The organism is Kribbella endophytica, from assembly GCF_054781295.1.
Genome location: NZ_BAAGUR010000010.1, coordinates 60,959 through 80,577 on the forward strand (window position 1 = coordinate 60,959; position 19,619 = coordinate 80,577).

Sequence of the window (19,619 nt, forward strand, 5' to 3'; positions counted from 1 at the left end):
GCAAGTTGGATTCCTATTTGAGAGTATTTACCTGTGCGTGAAACCTCGTCGAGATTGCTGTCCCTGTTGTCGCTGCTGCAGACCCGCCCGGCCTGGACCGGCGCGGAGCTGGCCGAGCGCCTGGAGGTGAGCGGCAGGACGATCCGCAACGACGTCGATCGGTTGCGCGAACTCGGGTACCCGATCGACGCGACCCGTGGACCGGCCGGGCACTACCAGCTCGGGATCGGCGCGAAGATGCCGCCGCTGCTGCTGGACGACGAGGAGGCCGTCGCGGTCGCCGTCGGGTTGCGGACGGGCGCCGGCGTCAGCGGTATGGAGGAGAGCAGCGGGCGCGCGCTGGCGAAGCTCGAGCAGGTTCTGCCGCATCGGCTCCGTCGGCAGGTCAACGCGATCCACACGACGCTGACCAAGGGGCCGGACAACACGGGGTCGAACGTGCCGGACCCGGAGGTCGACCCGGTCGTCGTCAGTACGATCGCCGCCGCGATCCGGGACGAGCACTACCTGCGCTTCGAGTACGCCGTACCGGATGCCGAACCAGGGTTCCCGATCCTGGTCGAGCCGTACCGGTTGATGAGCTGGCAGCGGTACTGGTACCTGGTCGCGCGCGACGAGAAAGGGGCCTGGCGCACCTATCGGGTCGACTGGATGAACTTGCGGATGGCAACGGGTCGGAAGTACCAGCCGCGGCCGATGCCGAACGACGACTACACCGACTTCGTACTGCGGGACGTGGCAACGACCGGGTGGAAGGTGCACGCCCGGATCACGGTCTTCGCGTCGGCCGACGACGTACTGACTCGGATCCACGCTGCTGTTGGGATTGTGGAGCCGGTCGACGAGAACTCCTGCGTGCTGGTGACCGGGGCGGAGTCGCTCGAGGTCGTTGCCGTGTACATCGGGATGCTCGGCATCGACTTCGAGGTGACGGCGCCGGAGGCGCTGGTCGAGCATCTTCGGGTGATCGGGCAACGGTATCTGCGAGCCGTCACTCCGTAGCGCGGCCGAGGCCGGCGTTGCGGGCTCGGACGATGGCGGTGGGGCGGTCGGTGACGTGGAGCTTGGTGAAGATCGACGAGACGTTGTTGGCGACGGTCTTCGCGGCCAGGGACAGGCGGGTGGCGATCGCCGCGTTGGACAGGCCGGCGGCGAGCAGGTCGAGGATCTCGCGTTCGCGGGTGGTGAGCTCGGGGAACGGGGCCTCGGTGGTCGGTGGGGCGGCGAAGAGCGCGAGGACTCGGCGGGCGACGCCGGGGCCGAAGATCGCCTCGCCGGCGGCGACGGCGTGGATGGCGCGGGCGATCTCGTCCTGCTCGGCGCCCTTGACCAGGTAGCCGCGCGCTCCCGCGCGCATCGCGGTGAAGACCGAGTCGTCGTCCTCGAACATGGTCAGGACCAGTACGGCGGTACGTGGTGCTGATCTGGCGAGCTCGCGGGTTGCGGCGAAGCCGTCGAGGTCGGGCATCTGCAGGTCGAGTACGGCGACGTCGGGGTGGTGGGTGAGGACCTCGCGGATCGCCTCACGGCCGGTTGCGGCGACGCCGACGACCTCGATGCCGGGGAGGGAGGTGAGCAGGGCGGCGAGCCCGGCCCGTACGACGGGGTGGTCGTCGGCGAGGACCACGCGGATCGGTGAGGGGTCGGTCATCGGTGGTCCGCGGGGGTGTGGTCGGTGGTCGGGGCCGGGTCGGGGGTCGAGATCGCCGATGGGCGGAGAGCCGCGCCCGGGTCCGGAGTTGGAGGGTGTGCGGCCGAGACCGCCGGTTGGTGGGGAGCATCGTGCGGGTCCGGGGCGTCTGGGGGTGCGGCCGAGATCGCCGACGGGTCGGAGGCCGTGTGCGGGTCTGGAGCGGGAGGGAATGTGGTCGATGCGCCTGGAGCCGGGATCGCCGACAGGCCGGAAGGCGCGTGCGGATCCGGGGCGGGAGGTGCGCCGGCGGGGCTGAGGGGGAGGGACGCGGTCACGCGGCCGCCGTACGGGGTGGGGCCGGCTTCGACCTGGCCGCCTAGTTCGGTGGCTCGGGTGTGCATGGTTTGCAGGCCTACGCCTGGCGTCCACGGGCCTGCGGGTGGGCCGTCGTCGTGGATCTCCAGCTCGAGCGTGGAGCCGCAGCGGACGGTGAGGTGGGCGGCGGTTGCGTGGGAGTGGCGTACGACGTTGGTGAGGGCCTCGGTGGCGATTCTGTACGCCGCGACCTCGAGGGCGGCGGGGAGCGGCGGGAGGCCGTCTGCTTCCACCGCGACGCGGATGGCTGCGCCGTCGGCTCGCCAGGAGAGTTGGTCGGCGCGTTGGCGGAGGGCTCCGGCCAGGCCGAGCTCGTCCAGGGCCGGCGGGCGGAGGTCGTCGACCAGGCGGCGGATGTCGGCGATCGCCGTACGGGTGTCTGTGCGGAGGTTGCGGAGGAGCTCGGAGGCTCGGGCGGGGTCCGCGGTGACGAGGTTCGCGGCGGCGTCGGCGGTGAAGGCGATGCCGGTGAGGGCCGGGCCGAGGCCGTCGTGCAGGTCGCGGCGGAGGCGGCGGCGTTCTTCCTCGCGGGCGGCGACGAGCTGTTCGCGGGAGGTCTGGAGCTCTTCGGACAGGCGGGTCGCGTGGACGGCGACGGCGAGCGGTACGGCGACGAGGGCCAGGATGTTGCGGTCGGCAACGGAGAGGTCGGACTCGCCGGGACGGAGGCCGACCAGCAGCGAACCGACCGACGTGCCGCCGTACGAGAGGTCGAGGGCGACGACGCGCCCAGGCGCCGAGCCAGACGCGGGCCCGGCCGAGCCGGACGCAGGTGCCGAGCCGAAGCCGGGCCCGACCGGGCCGGACGCAGGTACCGAGCCGGACGCGGGCGCCGAGCCGGACGCAGATGCCGAGCCAGACGCAGGCCCGCCCGAGGCGGTCGGCTCCAGATCGGCCGGAGACGGCGAGCTGCCGGTCGTGAGTGCGACGTACGGCAGCCGGAGCGCCGAGCGGATGGCGGCAGGCACGGTGTCCAGGCCGGCGGTGGGATTGGAGGTGAGTTCGGCGGCGATCCGAGTGGCTACGCGGGCCGGGTCGCGGCGGTCGCCGTACATGGCTCGGTCGACCAGGCGTTGGAGGCGGGGCAGGACCGGCGCGATCAGGAGCGCGACGACGACGGTCAGTGCGGCCGAGCGGCCGAACTGGGAAGCGACGAGGGTGTCGGTCAGCGCGACCAGCGCAACGTAGGTGCCGATGGCAACCAGTGAGAGGAGGCCCCAGGCAACGGCCCGCGAGACGACGAGGCGGATGTCGAGCAGCTGGTGCCGGACGATCGCGACCGCCACGGCGACCGGGACGAGCGGGATCGCGAGCAGCACGAACACCGGCGTACCAGCGATCAGCGACCACGGGATCATCAGGCAGAGTGCGATGACCGCTGCCAGGAGCAACCACAAGAGTTGCCGACGGCCCGTTTCGGTTGCGCGGCGGTAGCGGATCAGCAGACAGGCGATCGCGGCCAGGAACGCCAGCAGGTTGCGGATCTCCGTTGCGGTCCACAACGGCTGCAGTGCGTCGTACGACGGAAGTGTCAGGTAGCCGACCGGCCAGCCCTCGTACGGCGAACCGCCGCTCGTGCCCATCTCCAGCGCGAAGAGCGGAGCGGTGATCACGATCGCCCACGCGACCGGTCGCCAGCGCCGCGAGACCAGGTGCCCGTCGGGGAAGAGGAGGAGGGCGAGCGGCAGGAACAGCGCGATCGACCACGGCCAGGACCACTCGAAGACCGTGACGACCGTGCGCTGCAGCTCGAGCGGTGCGGACGCGTCCTGCAGGAGCTGCAGCAGGGGCGCGCCGACCGCGGTGGTTGCGTGGCCGACGCCGTCGGCGATGAACAGCCAGCCGATCGGGTTGGCCGGTCGGTGCCAAGCGATCACCGCGCCGCAGATGCCGAAGGCGAAGCCCATCAGCGCGTTGGTCACGACGAACGTGTCGAACGCTTCCTGCAGCGACCAGCCCGCGAGCACGGTGAGGACCGCCGCGGCGATCACCTCGGCCGCGGCGAAAGCCCCAAGCCCCGCCGCCGCCCGGCGTACGGGCCTCCCCGCCCTCGTCATGGCCTCAGTGTGCGCCCGAAGGGCTCCCGGCGTCCCGGGATCGCGCTCCCGGAGTTCCCGGGCGATTTCCCGGCCGCGGGTGATCACACCCTCCGGCGTGGGGAGCGCTCTCGCGCCAAGGTGGTCGGCAACTGCACAGAACACATGAAGGGGGAGAGCGAGATGAGTCGAACGTTTCGGTGGGGGCTGGTGGTGCTCGGGGTGCTGTCGGTCGCGGACCTGACCGGCCCGCTGGCGACCGACGGGGAGAACCCGCCGATGGAGATCGCGCTGGTCGGCGCCGGACTCGGGCTGCTCAGCCTGGTGCTGGTGGTCCTGGCCTGGCGGGGGGAACGGCGGGCGGTCGTGCCGCTGATCGTGCTGCGGGTGCTGTCGGCGGTGACCGCGGTGCCGGCGTTCTTCGCGGGTGACGTGCCGGCGATCGCAGTGCTGATGGCTGGGGCGCTCGTGGTGCTGACGGTGCTGGGCGTGGCGCTGGTCCTCGTGCCGGCGCGTCAGTTGGCTGGTGCGCGATGACTGCGACGGTGGGTGCCGTTCGATCGGTCGAAGGTCGATTGCCGTGGTCGGCGTGGGGGATCGCGTTGTTGCTGCCGGTTGGGCCGGCGGCGATCGCCGTACTGCGGTACGTGCTGCCGTACGACACGGTCGACGACAGTACGACGATCGTGCGGAAGGTGTTCGCCGAGCCGGGCCGGGCGTCGTTGGTGCTGTGGCTCGGGTTCGTCGCCGTACTGACGTTGGTGCCGGCGGCGTACGCGGTCGGCCGGATGACGCGGGAGAGGGCTCCGCGACTGACAGCGATCGCGTTGCTGCTGTTGGTGCCGGGGTATCTGGCGCTCGGGTGGTTGGGCGGCGGGGATCAGGTGCTGTGGATGGGGCCGGAGGCGGGACTCAACGCGGAGCAGGTGACGCGGCTGTACGACGCGGCGCATCCGACGGCGGGGATCGCGGGTGTGGTCTTCGTGATCGGCCATGTGGTCGGGACGATCCTGCTCGGGATCGCGCTGTGGAGGTCGCGGGCGGTCGCGCGCTGGGCGGCGGTGGTGGTGATCGCGTCGCAGCCGATCCACTTCGTCGCGGCGGTTGTCGTGCCGAACCACACGCTCGACCTGATCGGGTGGGGGCTGCAGGCCGTCGGGTTCGCCGTGGTGGGGTTGGCGATCCTCCGCCGGGGCGAGTCGGCCTGAAGGGCATCGCCGGCGATCGGACGCACGATCGCCGGCGGGCCCGGTGGCCGGAGGCGCCGTAGCGCGCGGGCGGCGTTACCTTGGCAGGGGAGGGGATCATGACCGATACGCAGGCACCGAGGTTCGGGAGTGGGTTCCAGCGGACGGACGGCGTGCAGGAGGACGCCGTACGGCTGGCGTGGATCCTGGATCAGATCGCGCAGCGTCCCGCCGTACGGGAGTTGAAGGCGTTCGCGCTGGAGCAGCTGGCGCCGCAGGAGGGGGAGGCGGCGCTGGATGTGGGGTCGGGGACCGGCGAGGACGTCGTGGCGCTGCGGGAGCTGACCGCGAAGGCGGTCGGAGTGGAGCCGAGCGAGGGGCTCAGAGCTGAGTCCGTACGGCGGTTCCCGGGCCTCGAAGTCGTCGACGGGGACGCGGTGAAGCTGCCGTTCGACGACGAGTCGTTCGACGTGATCCGCTGTGAGCGCGTCCTCCAGCACATCGCCGAGCCGGCGCAGGCGGTCGCCGAGATGGTCCGAGTTCTCCGCCCCGGCGGTCGCATCGCGCTGATCGACACCGACTGGGGTACGGCGCTCATGCACCCGGTCGTCCCCGGTGTCTACGAACGCCTGACCGCGGCCCTGATCGCCGACTCCGCCAACCCGTACTCCGGCCGCACACTCCGCACGCTGCTCGCCGACAACGCCCTGACCATCACCGCCGAAACCGCTGCGACCTGGATCGAACCCCAGTCAGGCGCCCGCCAGGGCTTCCTGCCCACGATGATCCAAGCCGCCGCCGCCAACGGCACCATCACCCCACCCGAGGCGGACGCGTTCACCCAAACCCTCACCGAAGCAGCCGACCGCAACGCCTTTCACATGTCCCTCACCATGTACGCCGTCACGGCGACCAAGCCCCGCTAGGTTCAGCCGTGCTCGTTGACGCGCCAGTGCGTCCAATCGGTCTGCGTACGCGTCCACGAGCCGTTGGACTGCTGTCCCCGTTCGACGACGCGGTGCTTCTCTGGCATCGGAAGTTGCAGGAAGTGGACCCGGTCGTCCGGACGCATCCAGGCGGGCCAGTCCTGGAAGGCGAGCTTCTTGGCTTCAGTAGGTCCCACGAGAACGAAGTGCAGATCAACCTGGTGATTGTCCAGAGCTCCGAAGAGCGCCTTCAGACGATTTGCCTTGCTCGTCATCTGCTGGTTCGACCACCCGGTGAAGCCCTTGGCCTCGACCAGGATGAGATGACGTCTGTCGTCCTCCCAGGCGATCAACAGATCGACGTCCTCCGGTGATCCCGTGACAAGACCGTCCGCCCGTTCGTAGGCAGTGGCACGACCGTCGGACTCGGTGACGATCTTCTCTGCCGCGCCCAGCCAGTCGAGGACGTAATCGGTGGCGACGAAGGCGTCTTCCGGAATGGTTCGGTCGAGAAGCTTCTGGAGCTGTTCGCGAAGTTGACCGTCGAGGTTGAAGGACTGGCCGGTCACCCATCGCAGGAGGATTCCGCGCTCGTGCCGGTCGAACGAGCGCAGGATGTCGACGAAGGTGCCCATCTGAGGTTTCTAGCCCAGGTGGGCGGCGGGTGCCATAGCTCGATCTGTGTGCTTTCACCGGGGCGGGTGGATCGGGCAAGGTGGGACGACCAACGTGGAGGGTGGTGGGGGCCGCATGGAAGACGACGTGGTCAAGCAGTTCGAGCGGCGGATGGTGCGGATCTATGAGCGGGCCAAGTCCGAGGCGGGGTACAACGCGACGTACTTTCTCCGGATGTTGAGCGAACATGGCGGCTTGGAGACTGCGCGTCGGCTGGTCGGCAGCAGTGCGCCGTCGGAGGGCTTCACTCAGCTGTACCTCAAGAGGCGTCTCGACCTGACGGTCGAGCACTTGGTGCTGGAGGACCAGTTCAAAGAGCTGTTCACCGATGAGCTACTGCTTCTTGCACGGGATCGGCTCGACGAGCACGGCGACCAAGCCCTAAAGCCCGTTCTGTTTGAGGAAAGCTACGGTTCGGGCCATGGACAGGGGCCAGGCGGGGCCGAAGGCGTGTTCTTCGCCGGGGTAGGTGTACATGGAGGCGGGGGCGCCGGCCTTCTTCAGGGCGGCGAGGGTTTTGGTGGACCAGGCCGGCGGGCAGGTGGAGTCGGCGGTGCCGTGGTGGATGAGGAGGGGGTCCTTGGCCTGGTCGAAGAAGTTGATGGCCGACAGGTTGCGCCAGAACGTTGGGTTGGCGGTGGGGGTGCCGTGGGCTCGGGTGATGGCGGCGGCGGTGGCTGTGTCGGAGCGGGTCCAGCGGTTGAAGTTGTCGACGGCGTCGGAGCTGACGGGGGCGAAGACGACGGCGGCCTTGACCAGGCCGGGCTTGGAGACCAGGACGTTGTAGGTGACACCGCCGCCCATCGAGCGGCCGAGCATGCCGATGCGCGCCGGGTCGACGTACTGGGAAGTGCGGAGCGCGAGGACGGCGTTGATCGCGTCCTCGGTGTAGCCGAGGCGGAGGTTGACCTCCGACGACGGGTCCTTCGACGACTGCGCGTGGTTGCGGTAGTCGGTGTGCAGTACGACGTACCCGCGCCGCGCGAGATAGTCCTGCTCGCGCATCAGACCGCGGCCGTTGGTGTAGTTCGACAGGTCGATGTGGCCGTGGTTGAGCACCAGCGCGGGGTGCGGCCCGGGCGTCGACGGGACGTTGAGGATGCCGGAGATCGTCAGCGAGCCGCTGGGGTAGGTGACGAAGTACCTCGTGTACGCCGGGTTGCGGGCCAGCACGCGGCCGATCCGCAGTGCGCCACCGGTGAACTTCTTCGCCGCCAGGGCCTGCAGTGAGACCGGGTCAGGCGCCGGCGTCGAAGGAGGCGGCCTCACAGGTGCAGACGAAGGAGGGACGGATGACGGGGCGGGTGTGGAGCTGACCGTCGTGCTCGGAGACGACGCAGGGGGTGCCGCGTCGTCCGTCGTCGTGCAGGCGACCGCAGCCGTCATCCCGAGCGCGGCGAGCCCCGCCCACGTCATCCGCCGGTTCATCTCCCCAGTTTGCGGGGCGGCAGAGAAAGCGGAGCGAAAATCCGCACAACGATCAAAGCCAGCCCAGGCTGGACGCCGTGTCGACCGTCGGCTTGTACTCCGCGGCGACGACGCCCTTGTAGCCGGCCAGCTTCAGGGCGTCCAGGACTCCAGCGAAGTCGATTGAGCCCGAGCCGGGTTCGCCGCGGCCGGGGGAGTCGGCCAGTTGGACGTGCGCGAGGTCGGCGCCGACAGCAGAGGCGGTCGCGATCAGATCCACGCCGTTGCTCCCGAGGTGGAACGTGTCGAACAGCAGGGACAGGTTCGGCACGTCCTTCAGCGGGCCGTCCAGCAATCCCAGTACGTCGGTTGCCGTCAGCAACGGATAGCGCCCGTTCAATCCCGAGGTCAGCGGCTCGATCAGCACCGTGCCACCAAAGCCGGCGACCGCGGCGGCAGCCGACCGGATCGCCTCGACAGCGCAGGCCTCCTGCTCAGCGGCAGACCAGCGATCGTCGAACTGCCCGTACAGCAGGTTGAACAGCCGGCACCCGGTCCGCTCCGCGATTTCCACCATCTGCGAGATGTTGGCCGCGAGATCCTCTTGCCGGTCCGGGTGCGAGGCGACGCCGCGTTCGCCGCCGGGGATGTCGCCGCCGTAGAAGTTCAGCGCGCTCAGCGTGACGCCGGCCGACTTCAGCGCGGTCACCAGCAGGTCGATCTCGGCCGGTGACGCGGTCGGACCGGGGAAGGGCCACCACGACTCGACCAGGTGGAATCCGCGGCGCGCGGCCGCGGCGTACCGGTCCAGGTACGGCAGCTCGGTGAAGAGCATCGACACGTTGGCGCTGACCTCGAAGCCGCGGAAATCCATGCGAAAAGGCTAGCACCAGCTCTTGCCACTCATGCAATCTTGTCTAACAATCTCAACGACAGCCCATCCCAGGAGGAGCCGCCGCATGCGCACCGATCCTGACCAAGCACCCCTGAGCGCCGAACAGACGCCCGCCCGGACGCCGGACTGGCCGGAGCGCGCCACCCGCTGGGCGCAGATCACGCTGGCCGAGGACGACCCGCTGCACTTCGACGTCGATTTCTGGCTCGACCTGATGCGCGACAGTCAGTCGAACGCGACCTGCATCAGCGCCGGCGGCTACATCGCCTACTACCCGACGCAGATCGAGTACCACTACCGCAGCCAGTTCCTCGGCGACACCGATCCGTTCGGTGCACTCGTCGACGGCGCGCGCGAGCTCGGCATGAGCGTGATGGCCCGCGTCGACCCGCACGCGATCCACGCCGACGCGGCCGCGGCGCACCCCGAGTGGCTGGCCCGCGACATCGACGGCAACGCGCTCGAGCACTGGGCTCACCCGGACATCTGGCTGACCTGCGCCTTCACCGGGTACCACCGCGAGTTCATCACCGAGGTGGCGCGCGAGATCGTCCGCGAGTACGACGTCGACGCCATCTTCGCGAACCGCTGGGAGGGCTACTACGGCATCTCCTACAGCGAGGCGGCCCGCAAGTCGTTCCGCGACGAGACCGGACTGGAGATGCCGACCGGTGAGTACCAGGAGAACTGGCAGGAGTACGTCGGCTGGCGCCGCCGGCAGCTCAGCACGCTGGTCGGCATCTGGGACCAGGCGGTCCGCGACATTCGCCCGCACGCCCGCTTCATTCCGAACCTCGGCGCCCTCGCCGCCCGCGATCTGGATCGCACGCTGGTCGAGAAGCACTACCCGATCTTCTTCATCGACAAGCAGGGCCGCTCCGGCATCGAGGCGCCCTGGGCGGCCGGCCGCAACGGCAAGCGCAACCGCGGCGTCTTCCCGGATCGCCCGGTCCGGCTGATCACGTCGGTCGGTCCCGAGCACCACCAGTACCGGTGGAAGGACTCGGTCGCGCCGGCCGAGGAGGTGAAGACCTGGATCGTCGACGGCTTCGCCCAGGGCGCGTTGCCGTGGTTCACCAAGTTCAACGCGAGCGTCCCGGACCATCGCTGGGTGCCGCCGATCGTCGAGGCGTTCAACCTGCACGCCAAGGTCGAGCCGGTCCTCAAGGACCTGCGCATCACCGCCGAGGTCGCGCTGCTCGACCCGACGCGTGCCGGGCAACTCCGTACGCCGGACGGCATCGGCCACGAGGACGGCTTCTACCAGGCGCTCGTCGAGGCCCGGGTGCCGTTCGAGTTCATCTCCGACCAAGAGCTGACGCCGGCCAGGCTCGCGCCGTACAAGGTGATCGTGCTCGCCAATGCCGAGCAGCTCGGCGACGACCAGCTGACTCAGCTCAAGGCCTACGTCCAAACGGGCGGCTCGCTCGTCGCGGCGTACCAGACCTCCCTGTGCGACGAACGCGGCCGCGCCCGCGACGACTTCGGCCTCGCGGACGTGCTCGGCGTGCATCTGATCGAGCCGGCCCGCCAGGTGAAGAACAACTACATCGCGCTCACCGGCGAGCACCGGCTCAACCAGGGCTACGACGGGACGACCCGGATCATCGGCGGCACCCACATCCTGGGCGTCGAGGCCATCAACGACGCGCAGGTCCCGTTCCGGTTCATCCCCGACTTCCCGGACCTGCCGATGGAGGAGGTCTATCCCCGCGAGGCTCCGGACCGGCCCGGGGTGGTCTGTCGCGAGCATGACGGCGGTGGGCGGACCGTGTACTTCCCGTTCAATCTCGGCGCGATCTTCTGGGAAGCACTCCAAAGCGACCACGGTCAGCTCGTCGCGAACGCGGTGTCGTGGGCCCTGGGCAAGGATCCCGAGGTCACCGTCGAAGGCGCCGGCCTGGTCGACCTCGCCGTCCATCGCGGAACGGACGTGGTGGCCGTTGCCTTGGTCAACCTCACCAACCCGATGGCGATGCGCGGCCCGATCCGCGAGACGTTGCCGTTGCCCCCGCAGACCGTGTCGGTCGTCGTACCGGGCACCAAGGTGAAGGCCCGGCTGCTGGTCGCGGAAGTGGACGTCGAGGCGACGGTCGAGAACGGCCGGGCGGTGGTGACGATCCCGACCGCGGGCCTGCTGGAGATCGTGCACCTGGACTGGAGGTCGTGATGCGCATCGGTTTCGTCGGCCTCGGCGTGATGGGTACGCCGATGGCGGTCAACCTCGCGAAGGCGGGACACGAGCTGTTCCTGTACCGCGGTCGCGAAGGACTCGAGGGCACGCACTGCACGTCGGCGGCGGAAGCAGCCGCCGAGGCCGAGGTGGTGATCCTGATGTTGCCGGACACCCCTGATGTCGAGAACGCGCTGTTCGGCTCCGAAGGAGTTGCCGAGGGCATCAAGCCCGGCACGTTGGTGATCGACATGAGCTCGATCTCGCCGACCGCGACCAAGGAGTTCGCCCAGCGACTGAAGGGCTGCGACTACCTCGACGCCCCGGTCTCCGGCGGTGAGGTCGGCGCGCAGCAGGCGACGCTGACGATCATGGTCGGCGGCAAGCCCGAGGTCTTCGCCAGGGCCAAGCCGCTGTTCGAGACGCTGGGCAAGAACATCACACTGATCGGCGCGACCGGTGCCGGGCAGACCGCGAAGGTGGCCAACCAGATCGTCGTCGGGCTGACCATCGAGGCGGTCGCCGAGGCGCTGCTGTTCGCCGAGAAGGCCGGGGCCGATCCGGCCGTCGTCCGGGAAGCGCTGATGGGTGGGTTCGCCTCGTCGCGGATCCTCGAGCTGCACGGTGAGCGGATGGTCAAGCAGACCTTCGATCCGGGCTTCCGGATCCGACTGCATCGCAAGGATCTGGCGCTCGCGATCCAGGCGGCGGCCGAGCTCGATCTCGCGCTGCCGAACACCGCCTCGACGCAGCAGCTGATGAACGCCGCGATCGCCGACGGCGACGGCGATCTCGATCATTCCGCGCTCTACAAGACCCTGCGGCGGCAGTCATGACGCAGCTCTGGTGGCAGGACCCGTTCCGGATGTTCCAGACCAACCTGCGCGAGATCGACGCCGGCCTGGACGTCGAGGAGGTGCTGGACTACCTGGTGGAGTTCGGCGCCGACACCTGGCTGCTGAGCGTCGGCGGCATCCTGTCGAACTACCCGACCGACCTCGACTTCCAGACCCGCAACCCGTACCTGACCCAGCGCGCCTCCGGAGACCTCGTCGGCGATGCGGTGAAGGCGGCCGGGAAGCGCGGGATCCGGGTGATGGGCCGGATGGACTTCTCCAAGATCGACCACCGCCGCGCCGAGCAGCATCCGGACTGGTGCTTCGTCGACGCGGCCGGGGATCCGCAGGTCTACAACGGCCTGACCAGCGTCTGCCCGAGCGGCGACTACTACCAGGTCAAGCTGTTCGACGTACTGGACGAGGTTCTCGACCGCTATCCCGTCGACGGCTTCTTCTGCAACTGGATGTCGTTCAACGAGGTCGACTACAGCCGCGCCTACCGCGGCGTGTGCCACTGCCTCGCCTGCATGAGTCGGTACGCCGAGTATGCGCCGGGGGAGAGCCTGCCCGAGGACAAGGAGTCGCCCGGGTACGAGACGTGGCAGCGGTTCTCCCGGGAGATCCTCGCGGACCTGACCGGCCGGATCCGCGACCATCTCGCGCGGCGGCGTCCCGAGGCGCCGCTCGTGCTGGGCGATCGCGCCGACATCGTCTTCCACGAGGCGAACAACGCCGTCGGCCGGCCGCTGTGGCACCACCGGACCAGCGAGGCGGTGAGTTCCGCGAAGAGCTTCCGCCCGACGGTCCCGGTGTTGACGAACTCGGTCGCCTTCGTCGACATGCCGTACCGGATGGCCGGCGAGGAGCCGCACCACTTCGCGCAGTACCTGGTGCAAGCGATCGCGCGCGGCGCCAACCCGTCGACGTACATCATGGGTACGCCGAAGGACAATCCGTACGCGTGCCTGAAGGTCGCGGGGGAGCTGACGCGGTTCCACCGCGATCACCACGCCGTCTACCGCGAGCTCGTGCCAGCGGCGAAGACGTTGCTGGTCCGGCCGGACCAGTTCAAGTCGGGCGCGACGCGGGAGTTCCAGGGGCTCTATCTCGCCTTGCTGCAAAGGCATGTGGCGTTCGACGTACTGCCGGAGGAACGGCTGGGCGACATCGATCTCGGCCGGTACGACGTGGTGGTGCTGCCCGATCTCGGACCGCTCAGTGATGCGCCGGTCCTTGACCGGTACTGCGCGGCCGGCGGCGCTGTGGTTGCTACGGGCAACAGCGGGATCGTTGCCGACGAGATCCAGTTGGATTGCTTGCCGGCGGCAAGGCGGTTGGCCAGTCACGACACCGAGGAAGCCGTGAGGTCCCTGCACCTGCGGACCGAGTACGGCGTGGTGCCGGTCGTCGGGGCCTTCGATCTGGTCGAGCCGATGCCGCACGCCGAGGTCGGGCAGAGAGCGCTTTCGCGCGCGCCGTACGGGCCGCCGGAGAAGTGCTACGGGCATCTCGAGCTGGAGCACGCGGGTCGCCTGCGGGCGTCGTACGGGGAAGGCCGGGCGGTGATGCTGCCGTGGACGGTCGGGCGGGCCTACCGCGAGGTCGGGCTGAGCGCGCATCGTGAGCTGGTCGTCGATGAGGTGCTGTGGGCTGGCGGGCAGCAGGTCGAGACGGGCCTGCCGGAGCAGGTCGAGATCGTCGTGGGGCGGTCCGCGGCCGGGCGGGTGATTCATCTGCTGAACCGGTCGGGGGATGCCGACCAGCGGTTCGCCGAGCCGCTGCCGATCGGGCCGAGCTGGATCCAGTTCCCCGGTGCCGAAGAGGTACAGCTCCTACGCGCCGGCGTACGGCTGCCCGTAGTGGACGGACGGGTTGAGCTCCCCGCGATCGGGCTCTTCGACGTCCTTGTCTTTTGACAAATTGTCAAACAACTATGCATGACCTCTTGACCGTCATGTGTCGGAAACAAACAATGAAGCCACCCTGAGGAAACGGGAGACCGTGATGACCGGACTGGATCGGCGAGGGTTTCTGAAGCTCGCCCTGGGGACGACGGCAGCGAGCCTGTCCGTGGCGGCGGTGGCCGGCTGCGGCGGAAGTGGCGGGGGCGGCGAAGGCGGCGGCGGGAAGACGACCCTGCGGTACGCCTGGTGGGGCAACAACGTCCGCCAGCAGAACTACACCAAGGCGCTGCAGCAGTTCAGCACCGCCAACGGCGACATCGGCATCGAGCCCGAGTTCGCCGAGTACAGCGCGTTCCAGGAGCGGATGACCACGCAGATCGCGGCCCGCGACGTGCCGGACATCTTCTGGATCGCCTCGCCGCAGGTGATGACGTACGCCAAGAGCAAGCTGTACCGCAAGCTCGACGACGTCCCGACGCTGAACTGGGGCGACTACAGCAAGGAGGATCTCGAGGGCTTCAAGCTCGGCGGTGAGCTGAACACGCTGCCCTTCGGGATCTTCGTCCCGGTGATCCGCTACAACGAGACTGTCGCCAAGGCCGACGGGGTGACGCTGCCGGCGGACGGCGCGGGCTGGAACTGGGACGCGCTTTCCGAGTTGCTCATCACGTACAGCAAGAACAATCCCGCCAAACGCAAGGGCACGCCGTACGCGCCGGACCACGACCTCACCTTCGAGGCCTGGCTGCGGCAGCGGGGCGAGCAACTGTGGACCGAGGACGGCCAGGTCGGCTTCACCGCCGACGGTCTCGGCAGCTGGCTGGAGTGGTGGGAGAAGCTCCGCAAGGCCGGGGCCGCGCTCTCGCTCAGCGAGCAGGAGGGCATGGGCCCGGACTGGGCGCAGGTCGGCAAGTTGGTCCTGGTGAACTTCGGCAACTCCAACCACATCATCGACGACGCGAAGATGTTCCCGCAGGAGAAGTTCCGGCTGCGCACGATGCCGGTCGACGCCAACGCCGTGGCCGGGCACAAGTACCTGTACTTCCCGCGGATGGCGATCTACCAGCGCATCGACGACGACAAGCTCGAGGCGGCCGGCAAGGTGCTCGACTACAACGTCAACAACGCCGAGATGCTGAAGACGGTCCGGTTGACGATGGGCGCGCCGACCAACCCGAAGGTCGCCGAGCAGGCGGTCGCGTTCGCCAGCGCGGACGAGAAGGAGATGCTCGCGGTCGTCGCCACCGACCGGGCCGCGCAGCGCAGGCCGCGGTTCGAGGCGCCGCCCGGGTCGAGCACCTGGCGGACCACGATGGCGCGGATCTGCGAGGAGATCGCACTCGGCAAGCGCAGCGTGTCCGACGGCTCGGCGAAGATGATCGAGGAGATCGCGGCCGGCATCAAGCGAGCGCAATGACCACGCTCACCGAGGCCGAGCCTGCTGTGGACAAGCCCCCGGAGGCCCCTCAGAAGCGTCCGGCCTTCCACCTCAACCGGCAGGGCCGGGCCGCCCACATCTTCCTGATCCCGTGGCAGCTCGGGTTCCTGCTGATCACCGCGGTGCCGCTGTTCGCCTCGCTGTACCTGGCCTTCACCGACTACGACATCCTCAACCCGCCGGAGTGGTCCGGGCTGGAGAACTTCCGGCGGATGGTGCACGACGACCAGTTCTGGGCGTCCGTCAAGGTCACGCTCGTGTACGTCGTGGTGTCGGTCCCGCTGCAGCTCGGCTTCGCGTTGCTGCTGGCCCTCATTCTCGACCGCGGGCTGAGCGGTCTGGCCTTCTACCGCAGCGCGTTCTACCTGCCGTCGTTGCTCGGAACAAGTGTCGCGATCGCGATCCTGTGGCGGGAGATCTTCGGCGACGCGGGCCTGATCAACAAGGGCCTGGCGGTGATCGGGATCGACGGCGAGAGCTGGCTGCAGAACCCGAAGACCGCACTGGCCACACTGATCATCCTGAACGTGTGGACGTTCGGCTCGCCGATGGTGATCTTCCTGGCCGGGTTGCGGCAGATCCCCGACGAGCTGTACGAGGCCGCGAAGGTGGACGGCGCGGGCGTCGTCCGCCAGTTCACCCACGTGACGATCCCGCTGCTGACCCCGATCATCTTCTTCAACCTGATCCTGCAGACGATCGGCGCGTTCCAGACCTTCACCCAGGCCCACATCATCAGCGGTGGCACCGGCGGTCCGGCGAACTCGACGCTGTTCTACACGCTGTACGTGTACCAGCAGGGATTCGTTGCCTTCGACATGGGTTATGCCTCGGCGCTGGCCTGGGTGCTGATGGCCGTGATCGGTCTGGTCACCGCGCTGCACTTCGTCGCGTCCAAGTACTGGGTCTTCTACGGAGACAACTGATGACCGCCACTCTGACCCCGGCGCCGCTGCTGCGTCAGCGCCGGATCAAGTCCGCGCTCAAGCACACCGGGCTGCTGATCTTCGTCGCGTTCATGGTCTACCCGCTGGTCTGGATGGTGGTCAGCGCGTTCAAGCCGGCCGACCAGATCCTGACCGACCCCGGGCTGATCCCGAAGGACGTCACGCTGGACAACTTCAAGGACGGCTGGCACGCGCTGAACCGGCCGTTCTCGGTGTTCTTCCTGAACTCGTTGCTGGTCACGCTCGGCTCGATCGTCGGCAACCTGTTCAGCTGCTCCCTGACGGCGTACGCGCTGGCCAGGCTGCAGTTCCGGATGCGCAAGGTGTACTTCGCGATCACGCTGGCGTCGGTGATGCTGCCGTTCCACGTGCTGGTGATCCCGCAGTACATCTTCTTCTCCCAGTTCGACCTGGTGAACACCTACTGGCCGCTGCTGATCCCGAAGTTCCTGGCCACCGACGCGTTCTTCGTGTTCCTGATGGTGCAGTTCATCCGGACGCTGCCGCGCGAGCTCGACCGGGCCGCGTGGATCGACGGCGCCGGACCGTTCCTGACCTTCTGGTACGTCGTACTGCCGCTGATGCGGCCGGCCCTGGTGACCACGACGATCTTCACCTTCATCTGGACCTGGAACGACTTCTTCGTTCCCCTGATCTACCTGACCCGGACGCAGGTGTTCACTGTTCCGGTGGCGCTGAACTCGATGGTCGACTCCGAGACGCAGAGCGGCGTGGGCATGCTGTTCGCGATGTCTTTGCTGTCGTTGCTGCCGATCCTGATCTTCTTCGCCTTCGCCCAGAAGTACCTGATCCGAGGTATCGCGACGACGGGACTCAAATGATCGTTGTACGAGGCAAGCAGCGCGACGACCTGGTGGAGATTGCCGCAGGCACCGAGATCAGGTTTGTCGAGGACTGGGACGACGTGCCGCTCGAGTCGGTGGAAGCGGTGATCGGTCGGATCCCGCCAGAGCTGTTGGCGAAGGCACCGAAGCTGCGGTGGGTGCACAGCCCGGCGGCGGGCGTCGACGCGGATCTGTCGCCGGAGATGCTGGCCTCGGAAGTCGTCCTGACGTCGTCGGTCGGCAACGGCGCGATTCCGCTGGCCGAGCACTCGATGCTGCTCATGCTGATGCTGAACCGGGAAGTGCCGCGCTGGCTGAAGGCACAGGCCGAGCACCGCTGGGAGCGCTTCACCCATGGCGAGTTGGCCGGCCTGACGCTCGGGATCTACGGGCTCGGTCACTCGGGCATCGATCTCGCGCGCAAGGCCGAGGCGTTCCACATGCGCGTGATCGGCGTACGACGACGTGTCGGCGAGCCTTCGCCGTACGTCGAGCAGGTGTCCTTCGAGCAACTGCTGGACGAGTCGGACTTCATTGTGGTGACGGCACCTCGTACGCCGGACACGGCGGGACGATTCGGGGCCGCGGAATTCGCGCGGATGAAGGAGTCGGCGTACTTCGTCTGCATCTCGCGCGGCGGGATCGCGGACGACGACGCGCTGCTGGACGCGTTGCGGACCGGGCAGATCGCGGGCGCCGGACTGGACGCGCACGGGATCGAGCCGTTGCCGCCTCAGAGCGCGTTCTGGGACCTGCCGAACGTGATCGTGACGCCGCACAACGGCGCGACCAGTACGGGAACGGCCCGGCGTGGCGGGGAGATCGTGCGGGAGAACCTGCGACGCTTCCTGTCAGGGCAGGAACTCCTGAACGTGGTGAACCAGGCCGCCGGCTACTAGCGGGGGAATCGGATGGCTGGCCAGTACACTTGCCTGACCATTCGACCGGAAGGGGGTGCCCGGTGGGTACCGAATCGAGTCTGGAGCTCGGGCCGTCCTCGCTGACCGAGGCGCTCTACGAGTCGGTGCGCAAGCGCATCGTGAACGGCGACATCCCGCAGGGGGAGAAGCTCACCGAGGTTCGCCTGGCGGGCGAGTACAACGTCGCCCGGCCGACCGCGAAGGCCGTGCTCGAACGGCTCACCGCGCTCGGGCTGTTGCGGCGTACGGCGCACAAGACCGCCGTCGTACCGACGCTGGACGAGGCCGAGATCCGCGACCTGTTCTTCAGCCGGGTCACGATCGAGAAGGCCGCGGTCTCCACGCTGGCCGCCGGCGGCGAGATCCCGCCGGCCGCGGCGAAGGCCCAGGTCGCGATCGAGTACGCCGCCCGCGACCACCTGTTCGAGAACCAGGTCGAGGCCGACATCGCCTTCCACAGCGCGCTCGTCGCCGGCGTCGGCAGCCGCCGGCTGTCGCGGATGCACGAGCTGATCATCGGCGAGGTGCACCTGACGATGGGCCAGTACCAGGCCCACCGGACCGCCAAGCCGTCCACCGTCGCCGCCGAGCACGCCGCGATCCTGCAGGCGATCGAGTCCGCGGACCCGACCGCCGCCGCGGAACACATGGCGTACCACCTGGAGCAGGCCCAGGGGCGGCTGCTCAGCTCGCTGCAGAAGTCCTGACGTCGTGCCGCAGCAGCACGGTCTTGCCGTCGAAGACACGGGACTCGGTCAGCGCTAGCTCGGTTCGGTCCGTGCCCGGCCGGTGGACGGGCTTGCCGCCGCCGAGCACGACCGGGTGCACGACCACGTGGTACTCGTCGAGCAGGCCGAGCTCGGCCAGCGACTGCGCGACGCTCGCGCTCCCGGTGATCAGGATGTCCTTGCCCGGCTGCTCCTTGATCGCGCGCAGTTCCTCGGGCGAGCGGATCACGCCGGTGCCCCAGCCGAGGTCGTCGTCGAGCGTCGTGGAGAGCACCAGCTTCGGCGTCTTAAGCCAGGCCGGCGCGAACTCCTGCACGTGCTGCTCGTCCGGCTGGAGCTCCAGCGCGTGCGGCCAGTACGACGACATCATGGTCCAGACCGTCCGCCCGTACAGGAACAGGTCCGACCGCTCGGCCAGGCCCATCGAGTACGCGCCGAGCTCCGGCCCGAGCTGCGCCCAGTCGAACTCGCCGTTCGGGCCCTCGATGAAACCGTCCAGCGACTGGTGCACGTAGTACATGGTCTTCCGCATGGTCCTGCTCCTTCGGCTTGGTTGTGCCCCTTGGTCGGAGCCGATCCGGCGGCTTTGACATCGGCTCCGGGATTGACCTGGTTGCCCGACGGCGGGAAGGTCGTGAGGAGGGGTTTGGGAGGTCCGGCGGCGGGGGCCGCCGGTCGGGCGGGTGGCTGG

At 68.7% G+C, this 19,619-nt stretch carries 18 protein-coding genes; 12 read left to right on the forward strand and 6 right to left on the reverse strand.

The window, feature by feature from the left end; translation table 11 throughout:
* Positions 1-33 precede the first annotated feature (33 nt).
* Entirely contained in the window at positions 34-1,002 is a 969-nt protein-coding gene (locus tag ACYVIO_RS42965; RefSeq protein ID WP_460656801.1) for a helix-turn-helix transcriptional regulator, read from the forward strand.
* On the opposite strand, the gene ACYVIO_RS42970 is transcribed toward ACYVIO_RS42965, so the two are convergent.
* Both ACYVIO_RS42970 and ACYVIO_RS42975 read right to left on the reverse strand, forming a co-directional pair.
* Entirely contained in the window at positions 992-1,651 is a 660-nt protein-coding gene (locus ACYVIO_RS42970; protein WP_460656802.1) for a response regulator, read from the reverse strand. The two genes, ACYVIO_RS42965 and ACYVIO_RS42970, sit on opposite strands and share 11 nt — an antisense overlap.
* Positions 1,648-4,065 carry a sensor histidine kinase gene (locus ACYVIO_RS42975; RefSeq protein ID WP_460656803.1) on the reverse strand — a complete coding sequence of 806 codons (2,418 nt, stop codon included), beginning with the start codon at positions 4,063-4,065 and terminating at the stop codon, positions 1,648-1,650. Before ACYVIO_RS42975 ends, ACYVIO_RS42970 begins: the two co-directional genes overlap by 4 nt.
* 162 nt (positions 4,066-4,227) lie before the next feature.
* On the opposite strand from ACYVIO_RS42975, the gene ACYVIO_RS42980 reads away from it, so the two are divergent.
* The 3 genes from ACYVIO_RS42980 (at position 4,228) to ACYVIO_RS42990 (ending at position 6,157) form a co-directional block, all read left to right on the forward strand.
* Positions 4,228-4,581 (forward strand): hypothetical protein, encoded by a 354-nt coding sequence (locus ACYVIO_RS42980; protein WP_460656804.1) that lies wholly within the window; start codon positions 4,228-4,230, stop codon positions 4,579-4,581.
* Positions 4,578-5,252, forward strand: a complete 675-nt coding sequence (locus ACYVIO_RS42985) for a hypothetical protein (RefSeq protein WP_460656805.1) — start codon at positions 4,578-4,580, stop codon at positions 5,250-5,252. The genes ACYVIO_RS42980 and ACYVIO_RS42985 overlap by 4 nt, the downstream gene beginning before the upstream one ends.
* Before the next feature lie 98 nt (positions 5,253-5,350).
* On the forward strand, positions 5,351-6,157 hold the full coding sequence (locus ACYVIO_RS42990) for a methyltransferase domain-containing protein (protein WP_460656806.1): 807 nt from the start codon (positions 5,351-5,353) through the stop codon (positions 6,155-6,157).
* Between the two features lie 2 nt (positions 6,158-6,159).
* Here the strand turns inward: ACYVIO_RS42990 and ACYVIO_RS42995 are convergent, their stop codons facing one another.
* The 3 genes from ACYVIO_RS42995 to ACYVIO_RS43005 form a co-directional block, all read right to left on the reverse strand.
* The gene (locus ACYVIO_RS42995) at positions 6,160-6,792 is read right to left on the reverse strand and encodes a hypothetical protein (protein WP_460656807.1); all 633 of its coding nucleotides are present in this window, start codon (positions 6,790-6,792) and stop codon (positions 6,160-6,162) included.
* A 421-nt stretch (positions 6,793-7,213) separates the two neighbouring features.
* Positions 7,214-8,101: an alpha/beta hydrolase family protein gene (locus tag ACYVIO_RS43000; RefSeq protein ID WP_460656808.1), complete on the reverse strand. Its 888-nt coding sequence runs from the start codon at positions 8,099-8,101 to the stop codon at positions 7,214-7,216.
* Positions 8,102-8,312: 211 nt separating this feature from the next.
* Positions 8,313-9,113 (reverse strand): hydroxypyruvate isomerase family protein, encoded by an 801-nt coding sequence (locus ACYVIO_RS43005; protein WP_460656809.1) that lies wholly within the window; start codon positions 9,111-9,113, stop codon positions 8,313-8,315.
* A gap of 85 nt (positions 9,114-9,198) precedes the next feature.
* On the opposite strand from ACYVIO_RS43005, the gene ACYVIO_RS43010 reads away from it, so the two are divergent.
* The 8 genes from ACYVIO_RS43010 (at position 9,199) to ACYVIO_RS43045 (ending at position 18,907) form a co-directional block, all read left to right on the forward strand.
* A complete protein-coding gene (locus ACYVIO_RS43010) occupies positions 9,199-11,304 on the forward strand; it encodes a family 10 glycosylhydrolase (protein WP_460656810.1) in 2,106 nt (701 codons plus the stop codon).
* Positions 11,304-12,143 carry a 2-hydroxy-3-oxopropionate reductase gene (locus ACYVIO_RS43015; protein WP_460656811.1) on the forward strand — a complete coding sequence of 280 codons (840 nt, stop codon included), beginning with the start codon at positions 11,304-11,306 and terminating at the stop codon, positions 12,141-12,143. Before ACYVIO_RS43010 ends, ACYVIO_RS43015 begins: the two co-directional genes overlap by 1 nt.
* Positions 12,140-14,062, forward strand: a complete 1,923-nt coding sequence (locus ACYVIO_RS43020) for an alpha-amylase family protein (protein WP_460656812.1) — start codon at positions 12,140-12,142, stop codon at positions 14,060-14,062. The genes ACYVIO_RS43015 and ACYVIO_RS43020 overlap by 4 nt, the downstream gene beginning before the upstream one ends.
* 88 nt (positions 14,063-14,150) lie before the next feature.
* A complete protein-coding gene (locus tag ACYVIO_RS43025) occupies positions 14,151-15,467 on the forward strand; it encodes an ABC transporter substrate-binding protein (protein ID WP_460656813.1) in 1,317 nt (438 codons plus the stop codon).
* The gene (locus tag ACYVIO_RS43030; protein WP_460656814.1) at positions 15,464-16,414 is read left to right on the forward strand and encodes a carbohydrate ABC transporter permease; all 951 of its coding nucleotides are present in this window, start codon (positions 15,464-15,466) and stop codon (positions 16,412-16,414) included. Before ACYVIO_RS43025 ends, ACYVIO_RS43030 begins: the two co-directional genes overlap by 4 nt.
* The gene (locus tag ACYVIO_RS43035) at positions 16,414-17,277 is read left to right on the forward strand and encodes a carbohydrate ABC transporter permease (protein WP_460656815.1); all 864 of its coding nucleotides are present in this window, start codon (positions 16,414-16,416) and stop codon (positions 17,275-17,277) included. Before ACYVIO_RS43030 ends, ACYVIO_RS43035 begins: the two co-directional genes overlap by 1 nt.
* On the forward strand, positions 17,274-18,179 hold the full coding sequence (locus ACYVIO_RS43040) for a D-2-hydroxyacid dehydrogenase (RefSeq protein ID WP_460656816.1): 906 nt from the start codon (positions 17,274-17,276) through the stop codon (positions 18,177-18,179). The genes ACYVIO_RS43035 and ACYVIO_RS43040 overlap by 4 nt, the downstream gene beginning before the upstream one ends.
* Positions 18,180-18,241: 62 nt before the next feature.
* A complete protein-coding gene (locus ACYVIO_RS43045; protein WP_460656817.1) occupies positions 18,242-18,907 on the forward strand; it encodes a GntR family transcriptional regulator in 666 nt (221 codons plus the stop codon).
* On the opposite strand, the gene ACYVIO_RS43050 is transcribed toward ACYVIO_RS43045, so the two are convergent.
* A complete protein-coding gene (locus ACYVIO_RS43050) occupies positions 18,885-19,460 on the reverse strand; it encodes a dihydrofolate reductase family protein (protein ID WP_460656818.1) in 576 nt (191 codons plus the stop codon). The two genes, ACYVIO_RS43045 and ACYVIO_RS43050, sit on opposite strands and share 23 nt — an antisense overlap.
* Positions 19,461-19,619 lie beyond the last annotated feature (159 nt).